Origin of the sequence: Pseudobacter ginsenosidimutans, assembly GCF_007970185.1 — a bacterium.
Taxonomy (GTDB): Bacteria; Bacteroidota; Bacteroidia; order Chitinophagales; family Chitinophagaceae; genus Pseudobacter; species Pseudobacter ginsenosidimutans.
This window is the reverse complement of record NZ_CP042431.1, coordinates 433,983-450,677: the sequence shown is the minus strand read 5'-3', so window position 1 is coordinate 450,677 and position 16,695 is coordinate 433,983. Positions and strand designations below refer to the sequence as shown.

The window sequence follows — 16,695 nt, the reverse complement described above, 5'->3', positions numbered from 1 at the left end:
TTTCTACTTAACTAATTCTTGAGAAAAAAGATTGGCCCGTAATATCAACCACCATAATTGTTTAACAGCAATTTGCATCGCTGTGCTTGTGCTTTTATGCACAACAGCCAAAGCAAATCATGCCCCTCAACAGGATACCTCGGTAAAAAAGACTGCAGATACCCTCAAATACCCTATTCATGACCGTAGGGGAGACCGCTATAGCGCACCCCGCAAAAGGTCCTTCGATCTCCCTGATCCGGCCAACATCACAGACTCCGTGGTGTACGATCCCAAAACAAAACAGTATTACATCATAGAAAAGGTGGGCAATTTCTATTTCAGAAAGCCTACCTCCATGACTTTCGAAGAATTCCTTAACCTGCAGGCGAGGAAGTCTGAGAACGATTATTTCCAGAAACGCTCCAATATACTCAGCAGCCTCAACAGGAAATTACTTCGTCCGAGGATGAGCGTTACAGACAATCTCTTCAACCGCATCTTCGGTAATGGAAAGATCGAGATCAGACCACAGGGCGAAGTGAACCTCATTGCCGGTTACCAGGGACAGAATATCAAGAACCCTTCACTACCTGAAAGGGCCAGACGAAACGGGGGCTTCGATTTCGATATGAACGCCAACCTCAGCGTGATCGGTAATATCGGGGACAAGCTGAAACTGCCGATCAATTACAATACCCTGGCCAATATGGATTTCGAGAACCAGCTGAAACTGGACTATACCGGAACGGATGATGAGATCATCAAACGTATCGAAGCCGGTAACGTCAGCTGGACTTCCAAAGGCTCTCTCATTCCCGGAGCACAGCAATTATTCGGTATCAAAACTGAACTGCAGTTCGGGAAACTCAGCGTATCTGCCGTAATGGCCAACCAGCGCTCACAACGCCAGAGCATGAACGTGGCCGGCGGCAGCTCCAATATGTATTTCGAGTTCAAGGCCAATGATTATGAAGAGAACCGCCACTTCCTCCTGGCGCAGTATTTCCGTAATCAGTACAACCAGGCCATGAGTAAACTGCCTGTGGTGAGCTCGAAAGTGCAGATCCTTCGTATGGAGGTATGGGTTACTAACCGTAATGGATCCACTACGGAAACACGCGATGTGGTAGGTCTGATGGACCTGGCAGAACCTGATCCGTTCAATAATGGTATCAATCCGCTCAGCGCGCAGCCTTACCCATCCAACGAGTCCAATGATCTCTATCAGCGGATCGTGAGTGACCCCAATAGCCGGAACTCCGCCCTGATCACTTCCAAATTATCCACGCTCGGATTGCAGCCTGTGCAGGACTTCGAAAAAACATTCGCACGCAAGCTGAGCCCCACTGAATATTATTTCAACCCGCAGGTAGGCTTCCTTTCGCTGAACCAGCCGCTTCAACCTGATGAAGTACTGGGTGTTGCTTACCAGTACAGCTACAACGGCCGGATCCTGCAGGTGGGCGAGTTCTCACAGGATGTTACGCCGGATACCACGGTGAACAAAGGCGGTACTCAAAAGATCTTTTTCCTGAAACTGCTGAAAGCTACTTCGCAACGTACCAACCTGCCGCTCTGGGACCTGATGATGAAGAACGTGTATGCGCTGAAGAGTAAAGACAATAGCTATCTCTCCAGTGTACAACCACAGGATTTCAAACTGAACGTACTCTATGAACAACCCAGCCTCGGACAGAAAAGATTCCTGCCGGAAGGCGACAGGGTGGGAGTGCCCATCATCACCTTGCTGAACCTGGACAGGCTCAATGCGCGGAATGACCCCATGCCCGATGGGGTGTTCGACTATATAGAAGGATTCACCGTGATGAGCCAGCAGGCAAGGATCATCTTCCCATTCCTTGAGCCTTTTGGTCGCGATCTCGATTCCGTGGCCTTCCGGAACAGCTCGCAGGACCTGAAAGATAAATACGTTTATTACCCGCTCTATGATACCATCAAGGCTATCGCCCAGACCTATGCGAACCTGGACAGGTATATCATCAGTGGTTATGCGAAAGGAAACTCCAATTCCGAGATCAACCTCAATGCATTCAATATTCCCCGCGGGTCCGTTACCGTTATGTCAGGGGGGCAACTGCTCAAGGAAGACGTTGACTATACCATCGATTATAACGTAGGTACACTGCGCGTGATCAACCCTGCGATCCTGGCTTCCGGTGTTCCCGTGAATGTGCAGTTCGAGAACAATGCCAGCATTGGTATCCAGCAGCGGAACTTCATGGGTATCCGGTTAGGGTACCAGGTGAAGAATACTGCCCGTGAATCACTGAGTATCGGCGCCAGTATGGTGCGCCTGGGTGAACGTCCCTTCTTCACCAAAACACAATACAATGATGATCCGATCCGAAACACCATGTACGGACTGGATTTCAATTATCGTACAGAATCGCCCAAGCTAACTTCCCTGTTGAACAAATTACCATTCTATGAAACGAATGTGATGAGTACCATCACCGCCTATGGTGAAGCGGCCCTCTTGAAACCGGGCCACCCGCCACAGATCGGAAAAGGAAAGGCAGGCCTCATCTTCATCGATGATTTTGAAGGATCACGCAACTCCATCGACCTACGATTCCCGCTGGTGAGCTGGGGCATCTCCAGTACGCCCGCCAACAATGGCCTCTTCCCTGAAGCCAATTACCGGGACTCGCTGCCCTATGGTTTCAACCGCGCCAAGATCGCATGGTACAATATCGAACCGGTATTGCAGGACAGGCGTTCGGGTAATAACCCTGTAAGATCTTATGAAGATTTTTCCGATCCGCGCATCCGCCCGGTGAACCTCACGCAGATCTATCCCAACCGAACACCGGACCTGGGTCAGAGCCAGCTGGTAACTTTCGATATCGCTTATTATCCAACTGATAAAGGTCCCTATAACTTCGATGCAGAAAATGTAACTGCCGATGGCAAACTGCTGAACCCGCAAACAAGGTGGGGAGGTATCATGCGTGGACTTGACCAGGTGGACTTCGAAACCGGTAACGTGGAATTCATCGAATTCTGGATGCAGGACCCATATATCAAAACCCCTTCCAGCACCGGAGGCCAACTGTATTTCAACCTCGGTAATATTTCAGAAGATGTGTTGAAAGATGGAAAACGATTCTTCGAAAATGGTATCAGCGGAGCTGTTACCAAAGCCCTGGAAGATCCTGATACAAGATGGGGTAAGGTGCCGGGCAACCCCATCCAGGTTACACAGGCATTCAGTAATGATCCTGCCGACAGGCAATTGCAGGATGCGGGCTTCGACGGTCTCGTGAATGATGCCGAAAGAGAGAAGTTTGCAGCCTATCTCCAGGAGCTGGCCAACCGCTTCGGCACCAGCAGCAAAATATACCAGGATGCCTTGAAAGATCCGAGCAATGATGACTTCCTCAATTACCGTGACGGACAGTATGATCAGAGCCGTTCGGGTATCCTTGGACGTTATAAGAACTATAACGGACCACAGGGTAACTCTCCTGTTGCCACCAACCAGACCAATGTGGCTGCCTTCACCATGCTTCCTGACCAGGAAGAATTCAACCGTGATAATACCCTCAACGAACTGGAAGAATATTTCCAGTATCGCGTAGAACTGAAGTCGAGCGAATTTGAAGTGGGACAGAACTTCATTACAGACAGTATCGGATTCACCCCTAACGGCGGTATCCCTGAGAAATGGTATCTGTTCCGCATTCCCATCGCTCAATACGAAAAGAAAGTAGGTAATATCCCTGATTTCAAATCCATCCGTTTTATCCGGATGTTCCTCACCGGATTTGAAGATTCAGTGGTGCTGCGTTTTGCCAAACTGGAACTGGTTCGCAACACATGGCGCCGATTCAGCTTTGAACTGGATACTACCGGTACCTATAAACCGATCCCCACCAACACCACCACTACTTTCAATCAACTGGCGGTGAACGTGGAAGAGAACAATGCCCGCAGGCCTGTTCCTTATCGTACACCTCCCGGAGTGGAGCGTCAGCAGGCGCTGAGCAACAACAATGTGAACCTGCTGTTGAACGAGCAGAGTATGAGCCTTAAAGTGTGCAACCTTGCTCGTCAGGAATCGAGAGGCGTGTTCAAGACCATGAACCTCGATCTCCGTCAGTACGGCCGCATGCAGTTGTACATCCACGCAGAGTCTGTGAACTCCAGCAGTGATATCCGCGATAATGAATTATATGGTGTGGTGCGTCTCGGAGCTGACCTCATCAATAACTATTATGAGATCAAGATCCCGCTGAAGATGACGCCCTGGTTCACCAGCGATGCACAGTTGATCTGGCCATTGCAGAATGAACTGGACCTTGCGCTGGACCGACTCATTCAATTGAAAGTGTCCCGTAACAATAATGGACAGGTATCCAATTATTATAAACAGACCGATGCTGACGGTAAGGAATATGCGATTTTAGGTAACCCCAACCTCGGCGAAGTGCGAATTTTCTTCCTTGGGGTAGAGAACCGCAATCGTGAAGAAGCCTGTACTGAAATATGGTTCAATGAGCTTCGACTGAGCGACCTCGATGAGAAAGGAGGCTGGGCTGCACTCGGCCGCGTTGACATTCAACTGGCAGATCTCGGTACACTTTACATTGCCGGCGCTGCACACACTGCAGGTTTCGGTACACTTGAACAAAGGATCAATGAACGTTCACGCGATAACTTCTCGCAGTTTGATATTGCCACCAACCTGGAACTGGGTAAACTGATCCCGCAGAAAGCGGGCATGAGCATTCCTTTCTATGCGAGCTATTCCAAAGCCGTGTCCACTCCGGAATACGATCCATATGACCTGGACGTGAAACTTAAGGACAAGCTCAAAGCTGCTTCCGGCGATATCAAGGATTCCATAAGGGACGATGCCATAGATGTGAAGACCATTCGTTCCTTCGCGTTTACCAACGTAAGGAAAAACAATACCTCCGGTAAAAAGCAACAGATATGGAGTGTTGAAAATATCGATGTGAGCTACTCCTATTATAAGGAAGAGCAGCATAACCCGCTGATCGAAAACAATGAGCTGATCCGGCATCGTGCAGCAGTGGGATATAATTATACATCCACGCCTAAATTCTGGGAACCTGCCAAACGTATGATCAAATCAAGATCGCCGTGGCTGGCCCTGTTCAAGGATTTCAATATCAATCCTATCCCTTCACTGCTCGGATTCCGCGCGGATGTGAACCGTCAGTTCGGCGCATTCAGGCCGCGCAATGTGGGTGGACCGAAAGGCGGATTGCCTGAGACTTACGACAAATTCTTTACGTTCGATCGTTTCTATAATCTTCGCTGGGACCTGACCCGTTCATTCAATGTCGATTTCACTGCTGTGAACAAATCATGGGTGGATGAAGATTCAGGCAGACTGGATGATCGTGAGAAGAAAAGTATGTGGCACAATTTCTGGAAAGGTGGCCGAACCATCTCTTACAATCAGCATGCTGAGTTCAGTTACAATGTGCCGATGAATAAGATACCAGCGCTCAACTGGACTACCCTCCGTGCATCATACGCTGCTGATTTCGACTGGATCGGCGCATCACTGATTGCACGCGAACTGGGTAATACGCTCAGTAACCAGCAACGGAAGACCCTCACTTTCGAAATGGACTTCACACAGCTCTATTCGAAAAGCAGGTTCCTGCGCGCTATAGAAGATGATAATCCCGCTGCTCCCAAAGCGCCACGGGACCCGAAGGATACCACCAAACGGAAACGCGACAGGAATGAACCGCTGGTGCTCAGTCCCGGCGCCAAATTCGCAGGCCGCTTCCTCACCATGGTGAAACGCGCTAAGCTCGAATACTCCGAAGTGGCAGGAGCTACCATCTATGGTTATACGGATTCCACACGCGCACTCGGAATGAACTTCAAGTCCGGCGCACCGGGGCTGCCATTCATTTTCGGTAAACAGCCAGACACCAGTTTCATCAGTACCATGGCGCAGAAAGGATGGCTCTCCGCTGATTCTAATTTCAACTTCCAGAACAGACAGGACTATACGCAGCGATTCAATATCACCGCGCAACTGCAACCCATCCGCGACCTGATGATCGATATCACCATCGATAAACAATTTGGTAAGAACTATTCAGAACTATACAAAGATACAACCGGTACCGGCCTCCACTTTGCAAGGCTCAACCCGTACAGTGCCGGTAGTTTCCGCGTAACTTATATTTCATTCCAGACCCTGTTCAAGAAAGTGGAAGCGAATACAGTGAGCGAAATGTTCCAGCGTTTCCAGGACTACCGTTATATTCTTTCCAAACGATTGGCTGAGTCCAACCCTTACTGGCAGTCATTGCCCGAAACAGAGAAATTCCTCTCCGACGGTTATTACAGAGGTTATAGCCGCTATGCGCAGGATGTGCTGATCCCTGCCTTCATTGCTGCATACACCGGCAAGGATCCTAAATCTGTGCCACTGCTGAAACAGAACAATCCGAACATCCGTTCCAATCCATTCTCCGGCATCCTTCCGAGACCGAACTGGAGGATCACTTATACAGGACTTACCCGTATCAAAGCATTGGAAAAGATCTTCACGAACTTTACCGTTTCGCACGGATACAACAGTACACTCGGTATGAACAGTTTCAACTCTGCTCTGCTGTATCGTGATGATCTGCGTTATGGATTCCCGGGCTTCCTGGATTCTGCCGGTAACTACGTGCCTTATTTCCTGGTACCGAATATCACGATCTCGGAAGAGTTCTCTCCGCTGATCGACCTGGATATGCAGTTCACCAACCAGCTCACGGCAAGGTTTGAGTATAAGAAATCAAGAACGCTCAGCCTTAGCCTGATCGATTATCAACTGAGTGAAACACGCACTACAGAATTCACTATCGGAGCCGGTTTCAGAAAGCGTGGTGCTTTCTCCTGGATCAAGTGGAAAGGTAAACCACTGGAGAATGATGCAAGTTTCCGCCTCGACCTCAGTCTGCGTGACGATATCACCGCCAACAGCCGACTGGACCAGGAACAGACATTGCCAACGAATGGCGCCAAGACCATCTTCATCAATCCTTCCGTGGATTATGTGATCAGCAACCGCGTGAATGTAAAACTGTACTTCGAACAGAGAAGAGTAACGCCCAAAATATCCTCTTCACCACCTATCACCAATACGAGGGCAGGTGTGCAGGTAAGGATCTCATTGGCGCAATGATAAAAGGAAAGTCCCGGTCCAAAAGACCGGGACTTTCCTTTTATCTATAATCTTATGGGAAGAAATTATTTCTGTTCTGTTCCGGGAGGAGCTGTACGTTTGAATAACATCACATAGCCGCAGAGCTTCTTTTTCTTTTTGTTCACCTGTACTGGTTTGATCATATGCATTTCCGAGAACTTGGGAACATAATCGAAGTTGATGATATTGCCATCCACATCGCCCCACCTGTTTTGCTTGAAGATCACTTCTTTTTCACTGTAATCATACATCCTCACTTCGTACAGCCTGGAGCTGGGATCACCGATGAATACGAACTGGTACCAGGTTCCCTGAGTCATTGGCATTACGATTGGCATCTCATATTCGCTTTCCATGGTCATGCTGGCCTCACGAAGAAGGCTGAAGCCGCGTTCACCATAATATTGTTTGATGGAATCTATCGCTGTAGTATAGCCGCTGATATCACAGCTTTGTTGTCTGATCACATCCTGTGCCTGTGAGGACTGGACGCCAACTGTTAGCGCCAGCATGGCGCCGGAAATGAATTTCAACAGGGTCTTGAGCATACGGTATGGTTTTTTGGACGGAACTTGGATTAAGGAACTACTTCAAAATTAATCAATTCAAATACTTTGCCAAGTCTTCTGGCAAATTTTCATATAGGAATAAATGTTTCTATGTATTACCCTTGTTTGTAGAAATATAAAGAGTTGGCCTGAGCGGTACATGTTAAAACCAGGTCGTTAATGCAAACATGTTGGGGAAGGGTGGTGGTAAAAAACGCCACATCTGCCACATCTTCTGCGCTAAGAGGCTGGAAGCCATCGTACACTTTGGAAGCCTGGGAGGCATCGCCTTTGAAGCGTACAACGGAGAATTCCGTCTCGGCGGCGCCGGGGTGAATGGCGGTTACCTTGATGCCATGACGCAGCAGGTCGATCCGCATTCCTTTGGAAAGAGCTTCCACTGCGGATTTGGTAGCGCAGTAAGCATTTCCTTTTTCATATACTTCTTTTGCTGCAGTAGAACCGATATTGATGATATGTCCTTTTTTGTTCCTGATCATGAAGGGCAGCACAGCTTTGCTCACATATATCAGTCCTTTCAGGTTGGTATCGATCATAGTTTCCCAGTCGTCCAGGCTGGCTTCGTCAAAAAAGTCGCGGCCCAGCGCCAGTCCTGCATTGTTGATCAGTACATCGATCTGCTGCCATTCCGCGGGCAGCGATTCAATGGCGTTGAAAGTGGCAGCACGGTCCTGTACATCGAAATGCAGGGTATGCACGTTTGTGCCGTATGTTGATTCCAATTCTTTTTTGATGGCTTCAAGTCTGTCTTCCCTGCGGCCTGTAATGATCAGCCTGTATCCGTTGGCTGCAAATTTGGAGGCAAATGCTTTTCCGAATCCTGAGGTAGCTCCGGTGATCAATACTGTTTGTGGCATGATGGAAATTTTTTGTGGCTGCAATCTAAAGAAAAAATCAGCGAGCGACTGGCAGCCCGTTGTGCAAATTCATCAGCGGATAAGAATGGCGGTCCCTTTTTTTATGATGGATTGCCCCAGGAAGTCTTCTGCTTTCACTACCCAAACAAATGTTCCGGGGTCCTGTAGTTTACCGCCGATCCTGCCATCCCAACCATAACCTGGTTGCGAGGTTTGGAATACGAGTTGTCCCCAGCGGTTGAACACCTGGAAATAGCTCAGTTTGGAGATGCCTGCCATAATAGGGCGAAGCACATTGTTCTGCGTGCCTCCGGGGCGGAATGCATTGGGCACAAATACATCGGGTTTGGTTTTGAACACTCTCACATTGATCGTATCATCAGCGTAGCAACCTTCAGAAGTGTAGGCTCGCATGTAATAGGTGAAATGATCAGTGAGCAGGGCAACGGGATTGGAGCCGCGCGTGGTGCTCAGGAAATTCGACGGCCACCATTCTATGAATTCTGCTCCGCTTCCGGAAAGCCGGAGGGGTTGATTGATCACGATACTTGTGTCGTTGCCTGCAAAGGCATGGATCTGCGATCTTACTGTAACGGTCACGGAATCGAATTTCGGTTTGGGGCAACCGATAGTATCCGTTACGCGCAGCACATAAGTAGTAGTGCGTAATGGCCAGGCAAATGGAGAGAGGATAAGAGGATTGCTTAGTGTGTTCATGGGCGACCAGCTGAGCCTGGCGCCAATCATAGAACCATGCAAACGTATGGTGTCTGCATAGCAGATGGTGGTATCGGGTCCGGCGATGGAAGTGGGATAAGGAACGGTGGTGACACTCAGGTTGTCCATGGTATTGCATTTACCCACTTCTGCAAATACTTCATATCTGGTATTCCCTGTTGGGCTCACCAATGGGTTCCTGGCATTGGGATCATCGATGGGGCTTCCGGCAGGAGTGGTAGTCCAGGTATACCGGAGGCCGTCTGAACGGGGCCTCAGTTGAATGGTATCGGTAAGGCAGATAGTGGTATCCGGTCCGGCATCGAGTGTAACGAAGCTAACCGTTCGCACTTTCACGCTGTCTGTGTTGACGCAGCCATCTTCGTTCAATGATACCCGGTAGATAGTGGTCCTGTCGGGGAATACCAATGGTGTACCGGTATTGGGAAACAACATATCGGTGGTGGGCGTCCAGCTGAAAACACCAAAGCCGCTGGCCTGCAGTTGCAGTGTGTCCTGTACAGGTCTGTTGCTGCAGATGAGCGTGTCTTTGAATGCAAGCGTGATGGTGGGTTTGTCTTTGACTTCCACATTGCTTTGCACAAGTGTATCGATGCAACCTTTATCGCTTTCCACTATCAGTCGCACAGACTTGAAGCCAGTGGTGGAATAGCGCCAGGATGGATTTTTTTGAGTGCTGGCATCGCTGCTGCTTGTTTCATCTCCGAAGTCCCATCGCCACTTACTCACTGCTCCGTAAACGGTGGTGGTCCTGTCTTCAAATTGTATCGGGTTGAGTACACATGAGCCGCGCCAGGTAAAGGCGGGCCTGAAGCCGGGCCAGACTTTGGCGATGGTGGTAGTGGAATCGAAACATTGTCCGGCGAGGATCACTTTGAGTTTGATGGTATAATCGTTGGGAGCGGTATAAAGATGGCGGACCATTCCATCGGCGTTGAACACGGTATCACGTTTGGAGCCATCTCCATAATCCCAGATATACATGGTGCCGGCTGGGTTCACCTGTTCATTGCGGAAGGTTACATTGAAATCGTCGCAATAGGAATAATCCGGTTCCAGCCTTGCTTTCAGGGGAATGCAATCTGATACGCGGATATGGATTTCTTTATGATGCACATTGATGAGCACATTGTTGCGGTACTCGCTCACGCAGGCTTTCACCACATATTGTCCTTCCACAGTTGGAGCGATGCCGGAGAGAATACCTGTTTTGGGATCGATAGTGGCATTGGGCCCCATGGGTGAAGAACCTGAATAGCCGCCACTATAGTCGATCGGATAGTAGGGAGGATTGTTGGCAGGATTGGGATTGGGAACATTGGGCCATGAATTCCCCTGTCCGCCACCGTTATATGCTTCGCAAAGCGAGTATACCAGCGAGTCTGTGAGCTTGCCAACTGAGTTGGTATCGGAATCGATGGCGGAGAAATCGAAGGTGAAATAAGAACCATAGCAGATGGCTACAGCATCGCGGGGGTCAAATTGCGGACTGGAATTTTTGTATGCATCTGCCACACCCGATACGTTGGTGCCGGGGATATTGGCTACACAGGTAACCCCATAGCTGTCACTGGGGGCTGATACATTCTGGATGCCATTGATGCGGCAGCAGCGCTGCCAGGCCAGGGTATAGCCTCCGGGAATATTTGGCAGGGTAACCCTTTTGGTAAAGTACCGCAGCCGGTAGCAGACATCGGTGGGGGCGTTGGAAATACAGGGATTTGAATTGGGATCGTAACGGATAAAATTTTCAAAGCTCATGGGAGCAATGATGGTCTGGTCCTCTGTATTGCTGGCGCTCCTGAATATGGTGATGGGCACTTCGGTTTCCAGTTGCCCGGGAGCGTTCTGGTTACAATCGATATATAATTTGAGCGTGATCTCGTAAATGGAGGTATTGGGCGTAGTGCCTGGACTGATATACTTGTACGACAACTCCCCACCCCTGATATGCGCAGCACGGAGTGATGTGTAACAAGTCATTAGAAGAACAACAGTCCATAGTAGTTTTCTCTTCATTTACTACCGATTAAGGTCAGGCCGGTGTAATGCAGTTGGCCGGAAAGCTATTTCCGTGGTTGCAGAAGGGATATTGAATATACAACAAACTGCCCAGCCTTTGGGGCTGGAGATCGATTATTTAATACGATATAAATGTGGTGATCGTTGGTGTGAAGGTCAGATAATTCAGTGATCAGTAACTACTGTCTGACAGGCATCGCAATAGCGATACAGGAGCTGGTTAGCCCTGGCAGTTTCTTCCAGCATTCCCATATGGCCGGAATGATTGAGGATCTCAACGAAAGAAAAGGAAGGAAGATATGTCTGCGGCAATACGGCATCCGGGGGGATGGTGGCATCGTATTGTCCGATCACAAACAGAACTGGTCGGCTGATGTTCTGCAACAGGGCAGTGCGGTCCGGGCGGCGGATCATCGCTTCATAATAACTGATCAGCGATTGTGCGCTGAAACCTGCATACCTGTCTGTGATCTGTTGCACCAGTTGCGGATTTTGCTGTCTGGTTTCTTCCGCAAAAAGATTGGGCGTGGCCTGTTCCAGGAATTTGGGAGCGCCATGTTCCTGGATGAATTCGATGCCGCGCCTGCGGATATTCTTACGCTCTTCACTATCGGCCATGGCTGTACTGTGAAACAGGCCGAGACCGAGAAGTTGTTGCGGATATTTTTCAGCAAATGCCAGGGAGATATAACCTCCCATGCTATGGCCGATGATAATGGCTGTTTGGATCTGCTCTTCTTCCAGAATGGCGTGAATGCCATCGGCAAACATTTCCATTGACCATTCAGTGGATGTTGCGGTGGAATGGCCGCTGCCAGGGAGGTCAGGAACAATCACCGTGAAATGCTGCTGCAGAAATTCCTGCTGCAATCCCCATCCCTGGCTGTCTTCCGCAAATCCGTGCACCAGCACCACGGCTGTGCCCTTGCCTGCTTTGCGGTAATACCATTGCTGATCCGCTATTTGGATGGTTTTCTCGATGAACATAAGGGTTGTTTTATTTGCTTCTGTAAAAGGAGCGTACCAGTATCAGACCGAGTATCGGGGCGATGGCCGGATTGAGTTGTTGGGGCAGGAAGAACCAGCAAACCAACACCAGTCCGGTGAGCATCGTGATGATGCGGAAATACTTTCTTAACCAGGTTCTCCGCGAATTGAACAGCAAGGCTAATGCCGCGATCAGATGGGTAGGAATTGCCCAAAGCAAATTGTAATTGTTCCTGCACACATCGTCTACGCGTATAAGCCAGAGGGTGAGGAGAAGGGTACCCAGGAGGCCGAGGAAAAGGAAGAAGATCACATCAAAGATGTAGAGCATTTGGTTCAGGCCATCTTTGTTCATCACGGAAAGAGCCGTGATGGTGAGCAAAAGAATAGCGAAGAACATCACCGGCGCCACCGCCGTTTTGGATTCGCCGGAAAGGGCTGCTGCTGGAAGGATAGTAGTGGTGGCGCTTACGAGCGGTTGGCCGTCCACTGTTGCTTTGTCCATTCCTTTCATCAGGTAGTCCGGCAGGAACATGGCTCCTTTATTGTTGACGGCTGCGTCCAGATTGGCGCCGAGCAGGATATCGATCCCGAATTTGCTCCAGAACATTCCGGAGGAATCGAGGTATTGATGAATGAGATTACGGTAGGTGATCTTTTTGCCGGGTAACACATTGGCGAGTGAAACGGAATCGCCTGCATGTTGTGTGATCATGTCGCGGGCGCGGGTAGTACAGTTATCGGTGTGGAAATAATAATTGTAGTACCGGTTGTCTTCCGTGTTGTTTCTCATCAGCGCATGGATAAGCGCTTTTTTGTGTTCGCAGGTGAGCCGGAGTTCCTGTTCTATTACTCCTCTGCCAGCGCTGCTGTATTCGTAAACAAAATCACTGAAGGGATATGCAGACAATGCGTACAGCATGATCCCTTTAGTGAATTTGGTATAGAACTGCGGGTCTCTGTCGTCGAAAGTACCGTAGTTGAAAACATAATCCATGGAGCGGGCGCTGTCGATCACCCTGATGGCGGTATGCCCGAATGTGGAATACAATTCATCACCGGGGCTGCAGGTGAGCAGGCTCACGCGCAGGCGGCAGTCGGAAGAATCGGTTCCGGATTGTGCTTTTGCAAATGTTGAACAAAGCAGGACTAATGCCAACAGTAGGACCGGCGCTTTTTTCATGAACAGTGTTTTCGGGAATGAGGCTGATTATCTTCTGCTGTAGTTCGGAGCTTCCCTGGTGATCTCGATATCGTGTGCATGGCTTTCTTTCATGGCCGCATTGGTGATGCGGATGAACTGCGCCTGTTGCAAAGCTTTGATATCTTTCGCACCGCAATATCCCATTCCTGCACGGAGCCCGCCTATATACTGGTAAACGATTTCGCTGAGGCTTCCTTTGTAAGCCACACGGCCTTCGATCCCTTCCGGTACAAATTTCTTGATATCATCTTCTACATCCTGGAAGTAGCGGTCGCCGCTGCCTTTGCTCATGGCGCTGATAGAGCCCATGCCGCGGTATTGTTTGAATTTACGGCCTTCGTAGATAATGGTTTCACCGGGGCTTTCTTCTGTACCTGCAAACACACCTCCCATCATTACCAGGTTGGCGCCGGCCGCGAGGGCTTTCACCATATCGCCGGTATAACGGATACCACCATCCGCAATCAGGGGAATTCCTTTTTTGTGAAGAACGGAAGCGGCTTCCATCACGGCAGTGATCTGGGGAACACCGGCTCCGGCCACGATACGTGTGGTACAGATGGAACCAGGTCCGATACCTACTTTCACGGCGTCAGCGCCTGCATCTGCGAGCGCGGCTGCACCTGCTGCAGTACCAACGTTACCGGCGATCACCTGCAGTTTTTTGAAATTCTTCTTCAGTGTTTTCAATGCATCTATCACGCCTTTGGAATGACCATGGGCGCTATCCAGGCAAACCACGTCTACACCTATCTGTTGGAGAGCCGAGGCCCTGTCGAGCAGATCACCGGTGATACCAAGGGCTGCGCCGGCGAGCAGACGGCCGTAGCTGTCTTTCACTGCATTGGGGTGGCTTGACAACTGGAGGATATCCCTGTACGTGATCAGTCCGGCGAGTGTGCCGTCCTTGCGGATCACGGGGAGTTTCTCGATCTTATATCCTTTGAGGATCTTTTCTGCTTTTTTGAGGTCCGTTCCTTCGGGAGCGGTAATGAGGTTTTCACTGGTCATTACTTCGGCAACCTTTTTCCTGCTATCAGTTTCGAAACGAAGATCGCGGTTGGTAAGGATACCTACGAGCTTGTTTGCATTATCAACGATGGGAATACCACCGATCTTGTTGTCTTTCATCAGGCGAAGTGCATCGCCGATGGTGGCATCTTTGTGAAGGGTGATGGGGTCAATGATCAGACCGCTTTCACTACGCTTCACTTTACGGACCTGCTCAACCTGCTTTTCAATGCTCATGTTCTTGTGGAGGATACCGATGCCGCCTTCGCGGGCCAGTGCAATAGCTAAATTGGCCTCAGTGACCGTATCCATTGCCGCAGATAACATGGGAATATTCAGTACGATATTTTTGGTGAGATGGGTTGAGATATTCACATCTCGGGGGAGAACCTGCGAGTACGCGGGTACCAGTAAAACGTCGTCGAACGTTAAACCATCGCCAAAAAACTTACCTGATTGGGGGGATTTTGTTCCGGGAGCGTTATTTATTCTTGCCATGTGCAAAGGTATGGTGACAAAACCATATGCTCCAAATGAAATTTTGTTAAACACACACAATGTAGTCCGGTAGCGGGTTTGGTTGAACCAAAAACTTTTTCCGGTGGTGAATTGTTACCGGAGCCGGTACATCTTTCCCGGCAGGGATTCTATCACCTGCTGCAGCTCCAGGTTCAGCAGGGCTCCTGCCAGTGTACCGGGTGTAAATCCGCTACGGACGCAGATCTCTTCCATATGAACGGAATCTTTTGTTCGCAGGAGCTCCACCAGTACGGATTCTGTTTCATTAAGCTCGGGGAATAGCCGGGGCTGCGTCACGGTTTTCTTTTCCACTGCCTTCCATCCCATCCATTGCATCAGATCTTCTGAAGACTGTAATAATGCTGCTTTATTTTCCTTTATGAGTTGGTTGCATCCTGCACTTTGCGGATCGGATATCCGGCCGGGAACGGCAAAAACATCCCTGTTATAGCCATTGGCCAGTTCCGCCGTGATCATACTACCGCCTTTAATGCCTGTTTCGATCACCACCACTGCATCGCAACAACCGGCCACTATCCTGTTGCGGGTAGGAAAATGATGTTTGTCGGGCTGCTTTCGGCTGCTGAACTCCGTTAGTAAGGCGCCCTGCTGCATCATCTCTTTGGCCAGACCTGCATGTTCTTTCGGGTAGATAGTGCCCATCCCATGCGCCAGCACGCCGATGGTTGGCAGGCCATATCGCATCGCCGCCTTGTGCGCCTCCGCATCGATCCCGAAAGCGAGGCCGCTTACAATGCAGGCACCGGGCATGCTGTCAGACAGATCGCGGATCAATTCTTCCGTCACCCTCTTCCCATAACCCGAACTGATGCGTGTACCCACCACTGCCACCATCCTTTGTGCATTCAGATCCGCCTGGCCTTTGTAAAACAGCAACGTCGGCGGATCGTAACATTGCAATAATCTTTTCGGATAGGCCGCATCATTCAGGAAGAGCGGCGTTACCTGGTATTTTTCCAGGAACCTGATCTCCTGTTCGGCTTCGGCAAAATCGCGGAACCCTGCAATACTTCTGGCTCTCGCCATTCCGATGCCCTCCACTTTCTCCAGTAGTCTCATCGGAGCTTTGAAGATCGCTTCTGCCGAATGAAAATGCTGTATCAAATTTTTCGCATGAACATAACCGATATGGGGGACGCTGCTGAGTGCCAGCTGGTAGATCAAATCCTTCTTCATGTGACTATTGAGTTGAGTTGCTATTTACGAATTTACTGTCTCAGTAGATTTATTTTTTTTGCTTCGGCTGCTGCAAAGGGGTATGAAACGGCGCTGTAAAACATACCGCCGCGGGAGGATTTTTTTGAGCTGTGGATATATTGGATTGGGCTTTTGTAATTCTATTGGGCTGTTGCGCTTATGTTTTGAAGGCGCCTTGTTCATACCACCTTTGCAACAGCCCGATCATTGTGGATGTGCAACGGATATAGTGCATCAGCTGCACAATTAGCAGGCACATTGATGATGGAAGTTTGAGTCTCCGGATGCCGGCACTTAGCAGCTAAGGGGAGAGAGAGGGGGGAAGCTTCGGGATGCGTGATGAATTACGGATCTGACTTGCATGGTAACGGATAG

General features: G+C 49.6%; 8 protein-coding genes. 1 reads left to right on the top strand and 7 read right to left on the bottom strand.

What is annotated here, in order from left to right:
• Positions 1-82: 82 nt before the first annotated feature.
• A complete protein-coding gene (gene sov / locus FSB84_RS01725; protein WP_225979958.1) occupies positions 83-7,174 on the top strand; it encodes a T9SS outer membrane translocon Sov/SprA in 7,092 nt (2,363 codons plus the stop codon).
• A gap of 65 nt (positions 7,175-7,239) precedes the next feature.
• On the opposite strand, the gene FSB84_RS01720 is transcribed toward sov, so the two are convergent.
• The 7 genes from FSB84_RS01720 to dprA all read right to left on the bottom strand — a co-directional run bounded on the left by FSB84_RS01720 (position 7,240) and on the right by dprA (position 16,299).
• A complete protein-coding gene (locus FSB84_RS01720; RefSeq protein ID WP_130543290.1) occupies positions 7,240-7,743 on the bottom strand; it encodes a hypothetical protein in 504 nt (167 codons plus the stop codon).
• 116 nt (positions 7,744-7,859) lie between these two features.
• A complete protein-coding gene (locus FSB84_RS01715; RefSeq protein WP_130543291.1) occupies positions 7,860-8,621 on the bottom strand; it encodes an SDR family NAD(P)-dependent oxidoreductase in 762 nt (253 codons plus the stop codon).
• Positions 8,622-8,693: 72 nt separating this feature from the next.
• Positions 8,694-11,378, bottom strand: a complete 2,685-nt coding sequence (locus tag FSB84_RS01710) for a PKD domain-containing protein (protein WP_130543292.1) — start codon at positions 11,376-11,378, stop codon at positions 8,694-8,696.
• 168 nt (positions 11,379-11,546) lie between these two features.
• Entirely contained in the window at positions 11,547-12,368 is an 822-nt protein-coding gene (locus tag FSB84_RS01705) for an alpha/beta fold hydrolase (protein ID WP_130543293.1), read from the bottom strand.
• Between the two features lie 10 nt (positions 12,369-12,378).
• Positions 12,379-13,551, bottom strand: coding sequence for an Lnb N-terminal periplasmic domain-containing protein (locus FSB84_RS01700; RefSeq protein ID WP_130543294.1), 1,173 nt, complete (start codon positions 13,549-13,551; stop codon positions 12,379-12,381).
• A gap of 27 nt (positions 13,552-13,578) precedes the next feature.
• Entirely contained in the window at positions 13,579-15,081 is a 1,503-nt protein-coding gene (gene guaB, locus FSB84_RS01695; RefSeq protein WP_130543295.1) for an IMP dehydrogenase, read from the bottom strand.
• A 114-nt stretch (positions 15,082-15,195) separates the two neighbouring features.
• A complete protein-coding gene (gene dprA / locus FSB84_RS01690; protein ID WP_130543296.1) occupies positions 15,196-16,299 on the bottom strand; it encodes a DNA-processing protein DprA in 1,104 nt (367 codons plus the stop codon).
• Positions 16,300-16,695: the final 396 nt, after the last annotated feature.